Origin of the sequence: Pseudomonas defluvii, from assembly GCF_001695625.1 — a bacterium.
In the GTDB taxonomy this organism is placed as follows: Bacteria; Pseudomonadota; Gammaproteobacteria; order Pseudomonadales; family Pseudomonadaceae; genus Aquipseudomonas; species Aquipseudomonas defluvii.
Genome location: NZ_MBPN01000069.1, coordinates 12876 through 28482, shown reverse-complemented (window position 1 = coordinate 28482; position 15607 = coordinate 12876). Strand labels below are relative to the sequence as shown.

Below are 15607 nucleotides of genomic sequence, written 5' to 3'. Positions count from 1 at the left end.
GTGTTCACCTTCAGCCTCACCAGCGCCGGTGCGTATACCTTCACCCTGCTCAAGCCGCTGGACCATGCAGCCGGCAATGACGAAAACGATATCACCATCAACCTGGGCAGCTTGCTGCAAGCCACCGACAAGGATGGCGACACCGTCACCGCCGCCGCTGAAAAACTGGTCATCACCGTTGACGACGACACCCCAACGGCAACCGGCACCCCTGTAACCGGAACGGTCGATGAAGACGGCCTGACCAACGGCATCCCCGGCGGGATCGGCGACGTTGCCGGCGAGGCAACCACCGCCAGTGGCAGCGTAACCGGCATCTTCCAGTCCGGTGCCGACACACCGCTGAGCTATGGCTTGTCGAGTAATACCAGTGGCTTGTCAGCGCTAAGCTCGGGCGGCGTGGCACTGGTGTACAGCGTCGTGGGCAACACCCTCACGGCCAAGGCCGGTGTGGTCGACGTATTCACCTTCAGCCTCACCGCTGCCGGTGCCTACTCCTTCACCCTGCTCAAGCCGCTGGACCATGCAGCCGGCAACGACGAAAACGACATCACTATCAACCTGGGCAGCTTGCTGCAGGCCACCGACAAGGACGGCGACACCGTCACCGCCGCCGCTGACAAGCTGGTCATCACCGTTGACGACGACACGCCGACACTCGCGTTCGGCAACCTGATCGGGACCGGTAGCGTCCTTGCACAATACGGGTTCTGGGATAAGTCGTACGGAGCCGACGGGCTAGGTGCGGCCGGTCTGGATGTCTCGCTGGTGAACGGTGAGTTCACGCTTGTCAGGCCAGACAACACAACAACGACCGGGACCGGCACGCTCACCGAGCTATCGCCCTCACCGGATGCCAATGGCGCGTACCAATTCGCAGGAACGCTGACCGGTGACTTTGACAACAATGCTCAAACAGCAGATACCAGCGTCGACTACACGCTGACCGTGTTTGCCAATGGCAGCTATGCACTGGATCTGGTTCAGGGCTTCAGTTCGACAGTGGTGCTCAGCAGTGCCGACGGCTCACTTGCTGCCGGCGGTCCTGATCCGGTTCGCACGCTGTTGATTCCGGAGACAAATGATCCAACCATTCCTTCTGCATCTGAGGAAATTGTCTTCTTTTCCGCAAAAGCGCTTGCGTCTACAACGGACATCCTGTCCGGTATCGGGCTCGGAGCCTACGACCCCACGGAAGCAGCGCTGCAGACTAACCCGTTACCGTCGTACATCGATCCTGCATCGATGAACGTCAGCACATCCGGCATTGGTGTTGCCAACAACCTGTTCCAAGGCGATAACCTGGCAGCAATCAGCGCTGCCGATGAGAGTTTCGTCATCAACCCAGAGACCCTGCTAACGGGAATGAAGGTCTTCATCGACAACTCCGTGGGGGGATACAACACCGCGACAGAAGACCTGTACTACAGGATTTACTACGAGGATGGCACGTTCTCTGACCTCATCGAAGTGAATACCCTGACACCGGAGGCCGGTGGACAGGTGTCCTTCCTCATCGAGAGGGAAGGAACGGCACTGATCGACGCGGTTCAGCTGACGATGGGCCGAGGCGAGATCAAGATACCGGTGATCGAGTTCATTCAGGAAAGCGAGAACCTGGCCAGTGATGTCAAGCTGACGTTCAACGCGACGGTGACCGACAAGGACGGGGACTCGGCGACGAGTACCTTTAACGCCGACTTGTTTGCCAACGATGGTGCCAACGCCACCTTCGACTTCACGCTGGTTGGAACAAGCGGTGCGCGTGATGCCTTCAACGTCGATCTGTCACTCACAGAGAACCAGTATCAGGTCACCGGCTTCGATGTGACCGCCGGCCACCGAGACACGCTGGTGCTCAACGGCGACCAGAACGCGGTTGTCCAATCAATCAACAACGCCGGTGCAGACAGCATCGTGACAATTGCCGAGTCCGGCGGACAAACAACGACGATCACCTTGGTCGGAGTCGATGTTCTGAATAGCGACATTGTGTTTGGCGGTGCCTGAGGTACTGCGCGCAGTACAGGATGCGAGGGTGGCGTAAAAACCACCCTCGCATTGCTTCCTGGCAATCGAATACAAGACCTGCATGGCCGAACCCACTCTGGATGTTCGAGCGCCACAACAAAGAACGGCAACACAGCAGCGCGCCATGCACCCATAGCCGTTTCAGGTCGCGGTTCTTGCGTGAGGCTCAATCCGACTCCACTCACGTGGACTCAGGCGGCTCTCCGTTGCTGGTGAGCCCATGTTTCATTGCGTACATGAGCAAATCGATTCGATTGATGAGATCGAGCTTCTGATAGATATTGCTGAGGTGGTTGTGTACCGTGTGTTCGCTAATGCCCAGGCGCTCGGCGATGCCCATGTATTTGGCAGACGGATCATCCACAATGGCGCGAATCAGTTCCCGCTCGCGCAGTGTCAGCCGCGCCTGTTTCGCCTGTTCCAGATTGCATCTCAAGGGTATATGCCCGGTCGCGGCATAGCCGGAGAGCCCACCGGCCCACGCCCTATCCAGCCCGATGTTGCGATGGTGAACCTTGATGATGGCCTGGATGATCGACTCCGTCGGGTCTTCCGCAAGCACGATACCGCGTGCGCCCGCCTCTATCGCCTGGGCAACGGGAATGGATTCGTACAAACCCTTGAGCACCAGCACCTTCATTTCCGCGCTGCGGGTGAGCCCCGAGACAACCTCCAGCGGGTTCAGCGCATCAGGAAAGAAACTGAAAAAAATAACGTCTGGGCGCAACTGATCGGCAAGGTCCAGCGCATTGGTGTAGGTGGTGGCCTGGCCGCTCACTTCCATCCGGGGCTTTCTGGCATTGATCAAATCGTGAAGGCCCATCAGAACAAGAGGGCGACAATCGATCAGCATCACCCGTATTGGTTTTCTGTGTTCAGGCATTCTCTTTCTGCCCCCTATTGAAAGACGGTACCCGCCCACAGGTTGAAAGCATGGGCTTCCACCGGCTGCACCAGCAGGGGCTGCAAATATATCCATAAGCCGGACAACGGCATCGAAACAACACAAATAGGAATAGCTATCAATAGCTTGCGCATGATGATGTGCTCCCTAAGCCGGTAAACTGAGTCTAGGCCAGCACGGTATGCTGCCAGCCCACCTAACCGCCAGCCACCGACTCACCCCTCATGCACGTCGCTCGACCGATGCTCTCAAAACGTACTCTAGCCTCGCAAAATCAAGACCTTAGGCTCACCAGCAACGGCCTGCAGCCACAACCTGCCCCGCCCAAAAACGTCAATCAACCGACGAATGGCGGGCAAAAATTCATAAAAAAACGATGACGTCAATTTAACGTCAAACCCTGCCGCGACGAGCCCCTCTTGTCGGCCCTGGGTACGCGCACGAGCACGGCAAACGCGTTTAGTGTGGGTTGTAGGGGCATGGTGCAGTGCCGCCGCTCGGCGCCTCTGTACTGGCCAACCGTCACGCCACTTGGATGAACGTGCGGATGAATGCCGGCTTGAGCGAAGGATGGCCAACGTGAAGGTTCAATCGGAATCGGAAGGGGTAACGGGACAGTTATCCAACAAAAGTGCTTACAAGAGACGGTCGTGGCTTGGCGAGATCAGGGACGCACGACATCCTGGCCAGCGCTGCGGGGACTCAACCAGCCATTCACACTTTCGACACTTTCGGCCGACGGCTTTCCCGCCCAGCGATTGAGGCTGAACACATTACTGAGGAACTCATATTGCGTCTTGAGCAGGTTACGCCGAGCGCGAAACTCGTTACGCACGCTGGCCAGTACATCGACGGCATTGACCATTCCATAGTTCAGCGCTTTCTCTGCGGCCACCCTGGACAACTGTGCCGAGGCCAACGCCAGGCGGTTCGCCTCGATCTTTTCACCGTTCGAACTGGCGGTGAGGTATGCGCTGGTGATCTCCTTGACCACCCGACGCCGGATCGCTTCCAGTTCCTGCTCGGCAGTCACTTGATCCTGATAGAGCCCACGGACCCGCGCCGAGGTCGAGCCGCCGCTGTACAGCGGCACCTGAATGCCAATTCCAGCGACATAACTGTCAGTACGTGGCGTCAGAGAGTTGTTGTAGCCCTCGTTGGTCTGTTGGGCACTCAGGCTCAGGCTCAAGGTCGGATAGTGCCCACCCTTGCCACTGCGTAACGCGGCATTCGCTGCTTCGACCCCGCTCTCGCGAGCCTTGAGCGCAGGGTTTGACGCGATGCCCTCGCGAACCCAGGTGTCCAGACTCTGCGCAGAAACCTGTAGTTTCACGTCATCACGAATCCGGTTAAGCCTCTCTTTGACGGGGCGACCGACAATCTCCGCCAGTGATTCGCGGCTGATAATGGCTTGGTTACGGGCATCCAGCTCCTGCGCTGCGAGCAAATCCACCCTGGCCTTGAGGTCAAGCTGATCCGTAATCAAGGCCAACTGCTTTTCGTACAACACATTGATCCGGTCCAGACTTTTTTGCGTGGTTAGACGCTCCGCTATCACTAACTCCAGCTCATCCTCTGCCGCCAATGCCGTGAAGTAACGCCTCGCCAATTCCACTGTCGCCTCCGCCTGGGCATCCAGCGCTTCCGATTCGGACTGCTTGGCCAGGCTTTGAAATTTTTTATAGTTCTCCCACGCGGCCTTGTTATAGAGGTACTGACGCAACACCAGGCTGTAGCTCTCGCTATCGTAACTCTGCTGTATCAGGTCGTTTTCCTGGTGAATCTGGTTCATCCCTGCGTTAATCGACACTTGCGGCAATAGCGCTCCCAGGGCCTCGCGCTGATGTTCCTGACCCGCCTGGGCTCGCGCAAAAGAGGCCAGTACCTGCGGATCCTCCAGCCGCGCCTCACGATACAGCTGCACAAGGTCGGTGGAAAACGTCGAGGCACTGACCCCTTTCGATACGACGGCAGGGCTTTGCGCCAAAGCAACGCCCGCCGCAACCATGAACGCACTACCCAACAAAATGGCCGACGTGCCCACGGTCATTCCTCGATCATCGATTGAGAGAGAGCGTTGCGAGCCGGTTGCATCAAGTACTGCAACAGCGTGCGTTGGCCCGTGATGATCAACACGTCCGCCGGCATCCCCGGCAACAACTTGCGCTCACCCAAGGTACGCACGCCGTTCTCGGTTACCCGAACCCGAGCCAGGTAATAGGCGGCCCCGGTCTTCTCATTGGTCAGCCGGTCAGCCGATACACCGGTGACCTCGCCTTCGATCACCGGCGTGGTCGCGCTGTTGAACGCGCTGAAACGGATATCGGCACGCTTGCCGATGGCGATACGGTCAATATCCAGCGTCGTCACCTGAGCCTCTATGACCAGCTCGGAAACCGATGGAACGATATCCAGCAGCGGCGTTGCCGGGCGCACGACACCACCAATGGTGTGCACCGTCATGCCAATCACCATGCCTGCGTCGGGTGCGCGGATGACGATACGGCTGAGCCGGTCTTCCAGAGACGAGGTTTTCTCCTGCAGGTCGTATATCTTGGTCTGAACCTCGGCCAGTTGCTTGACCACATCGGCATTGAAATCCTTGTCAATTTGCAGAATCTGCAGCTGTGTTTCGTTGATCTGCAGACGCGTACGGTTGATTGTGGAACGGTGATCCGCCACCTCAGACCTGAGCATCCCCAGTTTGCGTTCCTGCTCGAGCAGACGTTGCTTGTCGACGAACCCCTGCTTGAGCAGGTCCGTCAACTCATCGATTTCACCGCTGTAGGATTTCTCCAGATGCATCTTGGCGTCGATCATCGATTGCAGCCCCTTGACCTGTTGCTGCAACTGGCCGATGCGCTCCCGCAATACTGCTATCTGGCCCAGCCGCGAGCCCTGTCGAGCATTGAATACCTGGGTCTCGCTCTGGCGCGCTTCCATACCACGCGAATTCGCGGGATCGACCACGTCACCAAAACCGATCGCCGACAGCGTGTCGCGCTCGGCGATAAGCCTTGCCTCCATGGCTTTGGCCGCGACCAACTGGCTTCGGGTCATCTCGTATTCAAAGCGCAGTTGGGCATCATCAAGAATGATCAGCGGGTCACCGCGTTTGACGATGTCGCCGTCATGGGCCAGTACCTCTTTGACAATGCCCCCTTCAAGATGCTGGACGGTTTTGCGGTAAGTCTGCACCGTGACCACACCCGGCGCATAAGCGGCCCCGTCGAGGGGCGCGAAAGCCGCCCAGGTGCCGAACAGGCCGAAAGTCACACTGACAATGGCGACGCCCAACCGGCGTACTTTACGATCCGACGTTGGCAGGTCGGCGAGACTGTCAATTTGCCGGTCGGGCATCTTAGGATTCATTGTCTTCGTCCTTGCCGGTATCGACCGCAGCAACACTGGCACCTGCAGGCATGGCATGCCGTTGTGCCTGCTGTTGCCTTGCGTTGAGTTCGGCCAGCACTTGGTCGCGAGGCCCAAATAGGCTGACAACCCCAGCGTTCATGACCATGAGCCGGTCAAGTTGCGACACGATATTGGTTCGGTGGGTAATCACAAACAGCGTCGCACCAGTCTGTTTTAACTGCTGGATGGCTGCCGCCAAGGCACGATCACCGACGTCGTCAAGATTGGAGTTGGGCTCGTCAAGCACAATCAACCTAGGGCTGCCATACAGGGCACGGGCCAATCCGATGCGTTGGCGCTGCCCGCCCGACAGCATGACCCCCTCGCTGCCAATCACAGTGTCGTAGCCATCAGGCAACAGCAAAATCATTTCGTGAACGCCAGCGGTCTTGGCAGCCAGAATGACTTTTGCCGAGTCGACCTCGGCGAAGCGGGCAATGTTTTCGCCGATGCTGCCCTCGAACAATTCAATGTCCTGAGGCAAGTACCCGATATATGGGCCCAGCTCTTGTTTGTCCCAGGCGCTGATATCCGCGCCATCCAACCGGACGACCCCATGCTGTGGCGCCCACACCCCTATCAATGCTCTGACCAGGGTCGACTTGCCGGCGGCACTTGGGCCGATGATTCCCACCACGCAACCGGCAGGGACGCTGAAGCTTATGTTTTTGATGATAGGTGTCTTCGAGCCAGGTGCCGCGACAACCAGATTCTCGACCTGCACGTGCCCCTGGGGCGGGGGTAAAGACATACGCTCGGGTTGCGTCTGTTGCTTGTCGAGGATGTCATTCAGACGGCGGTATTGCGAACGCGCCGCAATGAAGCCTTTCCAACTGCCGATGATCAGATCAATGGGGGCCAGCGCACGCCCCAGTAGCACGGCTCCGGCAAACACCATACCTGCCCCGACCTGATGGTCCACCGCCAGGTACGCCCCCAGCCCCAGCACCAGTGATTGCACCAGAAGCCGGAAAGTTCGGGAAAGCGTACTGACAATGGCCCCTCTATCACTCGCCATGGACTGCAACAACAGAACGTTTCTTTGCCGACGCCCCCAACGATCCATCAGGGTGTCAAGCATGCCCATGGACTCGATCACCTCTGCGTTGCGCAGGTTCTTGGTGGTATAGAGCGTCGCGCCGATATGTTCCTTGTTGGCCTGGGCCAGTGCCGGCCCCGTCAGCCTCTCATTGAGAAATGCGAGTGATAACAACAGTAGCGCACTGCCTGTCGCTACCCAGCCAAACCAGGGATGAAACAGGAACATCACCGCGATATAAATCGGCAACCAGGGGGCGTCGAAGAAGGCGAACAATCCGTTACCGGAGAGAAACTGCCTCAAGCCCGTCAAGTCGTTGAGCGGCTGCGCCGAAGCATCCATGCCGCCACTGTCCAAAGCCCGTTTGAAACTGGCCTTATAGACTTGGCGACTGAGCAACACATCCAGCCGGGTGCTGACCCGTACCATGATGCGCGAACGAACCCACTCCAGAGAGCCGAGCGTGACCACCAACCCGGTCATGATCAGCGTCAGCATTGCCAGAGTCGTCAGACTTCCGCTGGTCATTACTCGGCCATATACCTGAAGCATATAGAAGGTAGGAACGAGCATCAGTGCGTTGATGAAAAAGCTGGCGAAACCAACAAAAACAAAGCTGTCTCGACAGGTTTTCAGCGCATTTTTCAGACTGTTTTCAGGTGTGCTTCGCATTGAGACCCCTGCTCGTAAAGCCAACCTTTGAGGAGCTTAGATCATGTCGAACAACTGTGTTCGGTAATTGACCAGATCGTCCAGGGTCGCGAGCCTGACCAGCAGGGGCCGTCGTCGGCCCTACACGGCGAACTCAGGTTCCGTGCGCACCAATTGACGCTTCACACTCTCCAGATGCAGGCGTGCACTCTCGGCATTGCCGATCAGCATTTGCCGACAGGCCGCACTGGCAACTTCATGGGGTACACGCTGCAAGGGTCTGCCGCTGGCCATTGCCTTGAGCTGCACCTCGGCGGCCCGCTCCAGGTAGTACAGGTCATCCCAGGCTTCGGCGATGCTCGGCCCCAGCACCAGCGGGCCGTGGTTTTTCAGCATCACTACGTCTGCCGTCCCCGCCGCCCGGGCGATGCGCTCACCTTCGGTGGCGTCCAGCGCCAGGCCGTTGTAATCCTCGTCCACGGCCAGGCGCTCATAGAACTTCAGCGATGTCTGCCCAGCCCAGGCAAAAGGCTGCCCCTCCAGCATGCACAGCGCCGTCGCGTGCGGCATGTGGGTGTGGAAGGCTGCAGTCGCCCGAGGGTTGAGCCGGTGCAGTTGGGCATGAATGAAGAACGCCGTGGCCTCTGGCTGACCCTCTCCCGCCACCACGCGACCGTGGAAGTCGCAGATCAGCAGCGACGAGGCCGTGATCTCGGCAAACGCCAGGCCATACGGGTTGACCAGAAACAGGTCCCGGTGCCCAGGCAGTACGAAAGAAAAATGATTGCAAATGCCCTCGCCCATTCCCAGCCGGGCCGCCATGCGAAAGCAGGCAGCCAGGTCGATTCGGGCCTGACGAATCTCTGGGCTGTCCAGCGTGCCCGCCAGCGCCAGTGCACTGGGCGTGCGGTTGATTTCAAAAGCGTGTGCCATGGTCGAAGGTCCTGAGTCATGAAGAGGTACCGGGAAGACTAGCCAGATTCCCCAGCACGCCAAGGGACAGTTGGACGGATTGGTCGTGTCAGTCCGCGCGTCTCTGCGACCTTTACGGGCGTTGTCAAAGCAGCCCACCGTCAGGGCGAAACGGTTCTCCAGCGCCGCTCGTGCGCAGGTTGCGCCCTGACCCGGCGGTTCCCTGTATCTGGCCCTACAGGCACCTCGGCGATTGTTTCTATGGTGAAGCCAGGCACGTGAACCCACGGGCACATCATCGCCAGTCGAGAGGTTGAACATGAACAAACCGGTTTCCAACGAATACGTCCATGCCCTGGATCGCCAATTCGTCTTTCACTCCTGGTCCACTCAAGGCAACCTCAACCCGCTGGTAATCGCTGGCGGTGAAGGCTGCACGCTGTGGGACTACGAAGGGCGCCAGTACCTGGATTTCAGCAGCCAGTTGGTCAATACCAATATCGGCCATCAACACCCCAAGGTCATTGCCGCCATCCAGGAGCAGGCCGGCACACTGGTGACCGTGGCCCCTGCCACAGCCAATCTGATGCGTGGCGAGGCGGCCAAACGCATTCTGTCCCACGCCCCTGGCAACTTCAGTAAGGTGTTTTTCACCAACGCCGGCGCCGACGCCAATGAAAACGCCATGCGCATGGCACGTCTCTACACTGGCCGCGACAAAATTCTCTCGGCCTACCGTTCCTATCACGGCAGCACGGGTGCCGCGATTGTTGCCACTGGCGATCCTCGGCGGGTACCCAACGAATTCGCCCGGGGCCACGTGCACTTCTTCAACCCCTACCTGTTTCGCAGCGAATTTCACGCCACTGATGAAGAAGAGGAATGCCAGCGCGCGTTGCAACACCTGCGCCGCGTGATCGAGTGCGAAGGCCCCAACGCCATTGCCGCCATTCTCCTGGAAACGGTGCCAGGTACCGCCGGGATTCTGGTTCCGCCCAAGGGCTACCTGGAAGGCGTGCGCAGCCTGGCCGATGAGTTTGGCATGCTGCTGATTCTCGACGAAGTCATGGCTGGTTTCGGTCGCACGGGCAGTTGGCTGGCGTTGGACAATTTCAACGTGGTGCCTGACCTGATCTGCTTCGCCAAGGGGGTCAACTCCGGCTATGTGCCCGCTGGCGGCGTGATGATTTCCCAACCTGTCTGTGATTATTTTGACAACAATTTCTTCCCCGGTGGCCTGACCTATTCCGGTCACCCACTGGCCATGGCCGCCATTGTTGCCACCCTGGACGTCATGGCCGAAGAAGGCATTGTCGACAACGCCCGCCGTATCGGCCAAGAGCTGCTGGGCCCAGGCCTTCGTGCCTTGGCCGACAAGTACCCGTTGATCGGCGAGGCCCGGGGGATCGGCTTGTTCTGGGCACTGGAATTTGTCAGCGACGAGAAGCTCAAGACACCGCTGCCCGCCCCTGTCATGGCCCAGATGAAAGCGGCATTCCAGGCGCGCGGCCTGCTCACGTTCATCGTGGAGAACCGCTTGCACGTCGTACCACCGTGTATCGTCAATCCTGCACAGGTCACCCAGGCACTGGGGATCTTCGATGAAGTGATTGGCGAGTTCTCAGCCAGGCACGCCCATTGATACACCGTTGTGCGCCCGGCAGAGCATCCTCCAGACGACTGCCGGGCGCCTACTTCTGAGACGGCGCGGCCGATGCCGCCCTGTCGTGCTCAGAAGCCTTCCAGTACCTGCGCCAGTTGACGAATCCCCGGTCGGATTCGCTCGGGATCAATGGCATGAAAGCCCAAGCGCATGAAGTTCGCGGGCGGTGCCAGATCAAAGAAAAACTGCGAACCTGACTCGATCAGTACGCTCTGTTGGGCCGCGGCCCAAGCTACTTTTTGCGTATCCACACCGGGAGGGGCTGCCAGCCAGAAAGCGCTGGCACCTTCGCTGCCAATCGGCCGACACATGCCAAGCGTCTGACTGATGGCCTCGTGCAACGTCTCACGACGGCGGGCATGCTCTTCGCGGAAGCGCCTCAGGTGTGCATCGTAATGGCCTTGGGCGAGAAACTCGGCAAGCATCCGCTGATTGTTCAGCGGCGGATGACGGTACATCAACCGACGCAAGGCCCGCAGTTCATCGATCAGCTCGGCGTCAGCCACCATGTAGCCTATACGCAGGCCCGGCGAGAATGCCTTGGACAGGCTGCTCAGGTAGATCACCCGACCGTTGCTGTCGCTGGCCTTGAGTGCCGGTTGGGGATGGTTGTCTAGGTTGAGCTCAGCATCATAGTCATCCTCGATCAGCACCTGATCGTGAAGGCGGATCTGGCGCAACAGCTCGCCCCGCCGCTGAGCACTCATTGATATGCCGGTCGGCACTTGGTGGCCGGGCGTGACATACAGGTACTCGCAATCATCAAGACGCGCATCGACCACCAGCCCCTGCTCGTCGATCGGTTGCAACTGCACCTGAGCCCCTTGCAGGTCGAAGATACTCTGGGCATCACGAAAGCCGGGGTTCTCGATAGCCACCTTGACGCCATTACTCATCAACAGGGTCGCCAGCAGGTACAACGCATTCTGCGACCCCAGGGTCACCAGGATTTCGTCGGGCCGCGCCCAGATCCCGCGCTTGGGCAAGACCCGCGTACGCAACTGTTCAATCAGCATTTCATCGTCGCGGTCGAAACGGTCGCGCATCCACCCCTGGTCGCGCTCGCTGCGCAAGGTATTGCGCGAGACCTCTCGCCAGCGCTCCAGGGGAAACAAGTCCTGGATCGGCTGACCATAGATAAAGGGGTAGGTAAAGCTCGGCCAGTTGCTGGGCCGCAATACCCCATGCTTCAAACTGGGGAGCATCTTGAAACGGGCAGCCCAATCCGGTGCGCGCTCACTGGCGCCATCGCCGTAACCGCTCGGTTTACGCACTGGCGTGAAGCACAACAAGGCTTCGTCGAACTCGGCCCCACAGTAATCCGGGTGCAGGTAATAGCCGCTACGCGGACGGCTGACCAGATAACCATTGTCCAGCAAGCTTTCGTACACCAACGCCACGGTATTGCGGGAAATCGACAACTGCTGGGACAACTTGCGACAGGACGGCAACGGCTCATCTGCCGGGAACCCGCCGCCCAGAATGGTCGACACCAACGACTCCCTGAGCTGCTCCTGAAGGCCTCGTTGCTGGTCAAAATCCAGGTGGAACAGATGATCGATCATAGCCCCTCCACTCACTTACCGACCCCTGACCAAAGCAAATAGCGCGCCATGCTTTTTGCCTTGTTGGCTGGCCAGTGGAATGCACCGAACTGCCCCTATCGCTGCGCCGGAGCGCCTCACTATGGTTGAGTCCAGGCCAGCACAAGACCCCTGGGCGAAGGCGGTCAGGCTCACCCCCTTCTGACAATTGGAGCACCACACATGAAGCACTCAAGCAAGGATTCGATCTCAGCCAAGTCCCTGGGTCTGTTGCGTAAGATGACCCTCGCTACCTTGGTGCTGTCAGCCTCCTTTGGCGCCCAGGCAGACCTTGCAGATGTCAAAAGCAAAGGCTTCCTGAGCGTGGCAACTGAAGACGACTATGCACCGTTCAACTTCATCGTCGACGGCAAGCCCGAGGGGTTCCACAAGGACCTGCTCGTCGAACTCAAGGCCTACGCCAAAGAACAGAAGTTCGACGTCAAGCAAGACATCCTGCCCTGGACGGGCCTGCTCGCTTCGGTGTCCTCAGGTCAGTACGACCTGGCCTTCACTGGCGCCCTGGTGACCGACGAGCGCCTGCGCGTCTTCAACTTCGCCCCGCCCTTCGCTTCCGCCCAGCACTTCTATGTCAAGCGCGCCGGTGACACGCGCCTCAGCGACATTGCCAGCCTGTGCGGCAAAACCGTTGGGCTACAGGCCGGCAGTGCCTTGCTGGCTCGCTTGCCGGAGTTGAAGAAAATGATGGCGGCCCAAGGCTGCGAAATCGGTAAGGTGGTGGAGTACCCCTCCTATCCGGAGGTCTACGCCGACCTGGCCAACGGCCGGCTGGACTACGCGATCAACGCCCTGATTTCCGTCAATGACCTGGTGAAAACCCGTGGCGATACATTCGCCAAGGGCATCGCAGTGTCGGGTGCCGGGTTCGCCGCCTGGCCGGTGCCCAAAGGCAGCCCCGAGTTGCTGACTTTCCTCACCGGCTTCATGGATCACATCCGTGCCAATGGCCGTCTGGCAGCGCTGCAAACCCAATGGTTCGGAGAGGCATTCCCGGACATGCCGAAAGCACCGATCACCGATGTCGGACAGTTCCATACCCTCGCCGGCATGCAGTGAGTCATTGTGCATCAACCAATGCCTGCCCTGCCTTGAACGGCCGGGCGAGGCACCTGGGCCCGGTTTTGCTTGTGTTTCTGATCGAGGGCCTGGCGTCTCGCCGCCCTTGCTCCCTGTAAGGCGTTGCTTGACCTGATAGCCACCCGGCAAAGCCCTGGCAGAGCCCATCTTATTCGCGTTATTCAAGGACCTGAGGCATGAACGGACAAGCCTGGTTATTGCTACTCGAAGGCGCCTGGACGACCCTCTGGATCTCCGGTATCGCCATTGCCATTGGTGTCATGTTAGGGCTGGGCATCGCCTTGGTGCGCATGGCCAGAATTCCCTTTGTCGATCAACTGCTGGTGCTCTATATCAGTCTGGCCCGTGCCACCCCGCTGGTGACCTTTGTACTGTTTCTGTTTCTCTCGGCGCCGACCTTCGGCATCAACATGAACCGCAACAGCGCCGCGATCGTGGCCATGACCCTCAATACCGCCGCCTTCAATGCGGAGATCTGGCGAGCGGCCTTTCTCAGTTTTTCCCGCGAGCAGAAGGAGGCGGCCCTGGCCTGCGGGATGACCAGCCGGGTGTTCTTCCGTCGCATCATGCTGCCGCAGATGATCAGTAGCAGCCTCCCCGGCCTGGTCAATGAAATGTCGTTCCTGATCAAGGGCAGCCCGGCCATCGCCGTTATCGGCATTGTCGACCTGACCCGCGTGACCAACCGCATCTCAGCGGTAACTTACGAGCCACTGCCCCCCATCCTTGCCGCCGCGCTGCTGTACATGCTGATTATCAGTGTCCTGCTCAAGCTGCAGGCAATGGCAGAAAAGAAAGCCAACCGTCTGGCCATGTAAGGAGCCATCGACATGACTGAATGGAGCATTCTCTGGGACGCCCGCGAGGTTTTCTTCAACGGTTTGATCGCCACACTGGGGCTGTTCAGCCTCTCGATCATCTGCGCCTTCGTGCTCGGCTGCGTGCTGGTCTACCAACTGGAGGACGACAGCGCCCTGTCCAAAGCACTGCGCTTGCTGATCAACCTGATGCGCACACTGCCCTTCCTGATCCTCGCCTACCTCTTGTACTACGGGCTGCCACAACTGGGCCTGCGCCTGAGCGCCTGGACCGCCGGGCTGCTGGCGCTGATCATCTACCACGCAGCCTACTTCGCCGAAATTCTGCGAGGCAGCCGCCTGATCATGCCCGAAGGCTACGTGGAAGCCGCCAAGGCCCATGGTTTTACACCCTTGCGGCTGTACCTGCGGATCGTCCTGCCGCAATTGGTGATCAAGACCCGCCCGCTGTTGGGCAACCAGTTGATCATCGCACTCAAGGACACCGCCTTCCTGACCATCATCACCGTGCAGGAGCTGACGGCAGCAGCCAACTCGGTGCAATCGACCTACTTCATTCCAACCCAGGCATTCGTCGTGGTGATCGCGCTGTACTGGCTGATCAGCATCTGCCTGGAACTGGCACTCAAACGCGCCGCCCGGTTCGGCGCCAAACGAGGGTTCGACTATGTCTGAATACACACCCCCTGCCGCTGTACCCGCAGTCAGCATCAAGAGAATGTCCAAGAGCTTTGGCGACATCGAGGTCTTGCGCGACATCGACCTGGTGGTCAACAAGGGCGAGGTGGTCAGCGTGCTGGGCTCTTCCGGGTCGGGAAAATCCACAATGTTGCGCTGCATCAACTGGCTGGAAGAACCCGACCGCGGCACCATTCATATCGCTGGACAGCGTATCGGCGTCAATGAACAGGCCGGACGCAAGATGAACAACAAGGAGCTGGCTACCCTGCGCGCCAAGACCGGCATGGTGTTTCAGGGCTTCAACCTGTGGCCGCACCTGAGCGTCATCCAGAACGTCATGGAGGCACCGATCTACGTCAAAGGCATGCCCAAGGAGCAAGCCCGGGTGATCGCCATTGAATTACTGGAAAAAGTCGGGCTGGCCGACAAGCACGATGCCTTCCCCTTCACCCTCTCCGGCGGGCAGAAGCAGCGGGTTGCCATTGCCCGTGCCCTGGCCATGAGCCCGGAGGTGATTCTGTTCGACGAGCCGACCTCGGCCCTCGACCCCGAGCGGGTCGGCGAAGTGCTGACGGTCATGAAGAATCTCTCCCGCGAGGGCTACACCATGATTGTGGTCACCCACGAGATGGAGTTCGCCCGTGCCGTGTCCGATCAAGTGGTGTTTCTTGAAAAGGGCTTGATCATCGAAAAGGCGCCGCCCACCAAGTTTTTCAGTAACCCGGAGACCGAACGGGTACGCAAATTCCTGGAGCTATCGGCCTGACCGGCCGAACAACCCCTGCACCCGTCGCAACGTCTTTCCCCACGCTG

General features: G+C 59.1%; 13 protein-coding genes. 6 read left to right on the top strand and 7 right to left on the bottom strand.

Annotation, left to right across the window (positions count from 1 at the left end; translation table 11 throughout):
- Positions 1–2010, top strand: a 2010-nt coding sequence (locus EKA13_RS17940) for a T1SS-143 repeat domain-containing protein (protein WP_483826449.1), incomplete at its 5' end; no start/stop codon positions are given.
- Between the two features lie 202 nt (positions 2011–2212).
- Here EKA13_RS17940 and EKA13_RS17935 read toward each other — a convergent pair.
- The 6 genes from EKA13_RS17935 to EKA13_RS17915 form a co-directional block, all read right to left on the bottom strand.
- Positions 2213–2914 carry a response regulator transcription factor gene (locus EKA13_RS17935; RefSeq protein WP_065760677.1) on the bottom strand — a complete coding sequence of 234 codons (702 nt, stop codon included), beginning with the start codon at positions 2912–2914 and terminating at the stop codon, positions 2213–2215.
- A 14-nt stretch (positions 2915–2928) separates the two neighbouring features.
- Complete coding sequence (locus EKA13_RS27890; RefSeq protein WP_176717450.1) at positions 2929–3069, bottom strand: hypothetical protein; 141 nt, start codon at positions 3067–3069, stop codon at positions 2929–2931.
- 530 nt (positions 3070–3599) lie between these two features.
- Positions 3600–4985 (bottom strand): TolC family protein, encoded by a 1386-nt coding sequence (locus tag EKA13_RS17930; RefSeq protein WP_425415176.1) that lies wholly within the window; start codon positions 4983–4985, stop codon positions 3600–3602.
- Positions 4982–6295, bottom strand: a complete 1314-nt coding sequence (locus EKA13_RS17925) for an HlyD family type I secretion periplasmic adaptor subunit (RefSeq protein ID WP_065760676.1) — start codon at positions 6293–6295, stop codon at positions 4982–4984. The genes EKA13_RS17930 and EKA13_RS17925 overlap by 4 nt, the downstream gene beginning before the upstream one ends.
- 1 nt (position 6296) lies before the next feature.
- Positions 6297–8060 carry a type I secretion system permease/ATPase gene (locus EKA13_RS17920; RefSeq protein WP_065760675.1) on the bottom strand — a complete coding sequence of 588 codons (1764 nt, stop codon included), beginning with the start codon at positions 8058–8060 and terminating at the stop codon, positions 6297–6299.
- A gap of 120 nt (positions 8061–8180) precedes the next feature.
- The gene (locus tag EKA13_RS17915) at positions 8181–8972 is read right to left on the bottom strand and encodes an aldolase (protein WP_065760674.1); all 792 of its coding nucleotides are present in this window, start codon (positions 8970–8972) and stop codon (positions 8181–8183) included.
- A 298-nt stretch (positions 8973–9270) separates the two neighbouring features.
- Between EKA13_RS17915 and EKA13_RS17910 the strand changes: the two genes are divergently transcribed.
- Positions 9271–10593: an aspartate aminotransferase family protein gene (locus EKA13_RS17910; RefSeq protein ID WP_065760673.1), complete on the top strand. Its 1323-nt coding sequence runs from the start codon at positions 9271–9273 to the stop codon at positions 10591–10593.
- Positions 10594–10682: 89 nt separating this feature from the next.
- Here EKA13_RS17910 and pdxR read toward each other — a convergent pair whose 3' ends face one another.
- On the bottom strand, positions 10683–12179 hold the full coding sequence (pdxR, locus tag EKA13_RS17905) for a MocR-like pyridoxine biosynthesis transcription factor PdxR (protein ID WP_065760672.1): 1497 nt from the start codon (positions 12177–12179) through the stop codon (positions 10683–10685).
- Between the two features lie 201 nt (positions 12180–12380).
- Between pdxR and EKA13_RS17900 the strand changes: the two genes are divergently transcribed.
- From EKA13_RS17900 to EKA13_RS17885, 4 genes are all read left to right on the top strand, one after another.
- Positions 12381–13274, top strand: a complete 894-nt coding sequence (locus EKA13_RS17900) for a transporter substrate-binding domain-containing protein (protein WP_065760671.1) — start codon at positions 12381–12383, stop codon at positions 13272–13274.
- A gap of 197 nt (positions 13275–13471) precedes the next feature.
- Entirely contained in the window at positions 13472–14113 is a 642-nt protein-coding gene (locus EKA13_RS17895) for an amino acid ABC transporter permease (protein ID WP_065760670.1), read from the top strand.
- Positions 14114–14125: 12 nt separating this feature from the next.
- The gene (locus EKA13_RS17890) at positions 14126–14788 is read left to right on the top strand and encodes an amino acid ABC transporter permease (protein ID WP_065760669.1); all 663 of its coding nucleotides are present in this window, start codon (positions 14126–14128) and stop codon (positions 14786–14788) included.
- Positions 14781–15560 carry an amino acid ABC transporter ATP-binding protein gene (locus EKA13_RS17885; RefSeq protein ID WP_065760668.1) on the top strand — a complete coding sequence of 260 codons (780 nt, stop codon included), beginning with the start codon at positions 14781–14783 and terminating at the stop codon, positions 15558–15560. The genes EKA13_RS17890 and EKA13_RS17885 overlap by 8 nt, the downstream gene beginning before the upstream one ends.
- The last annotated feature ends 47 nt before the right edge of the window (positions 15561–15607 follow it).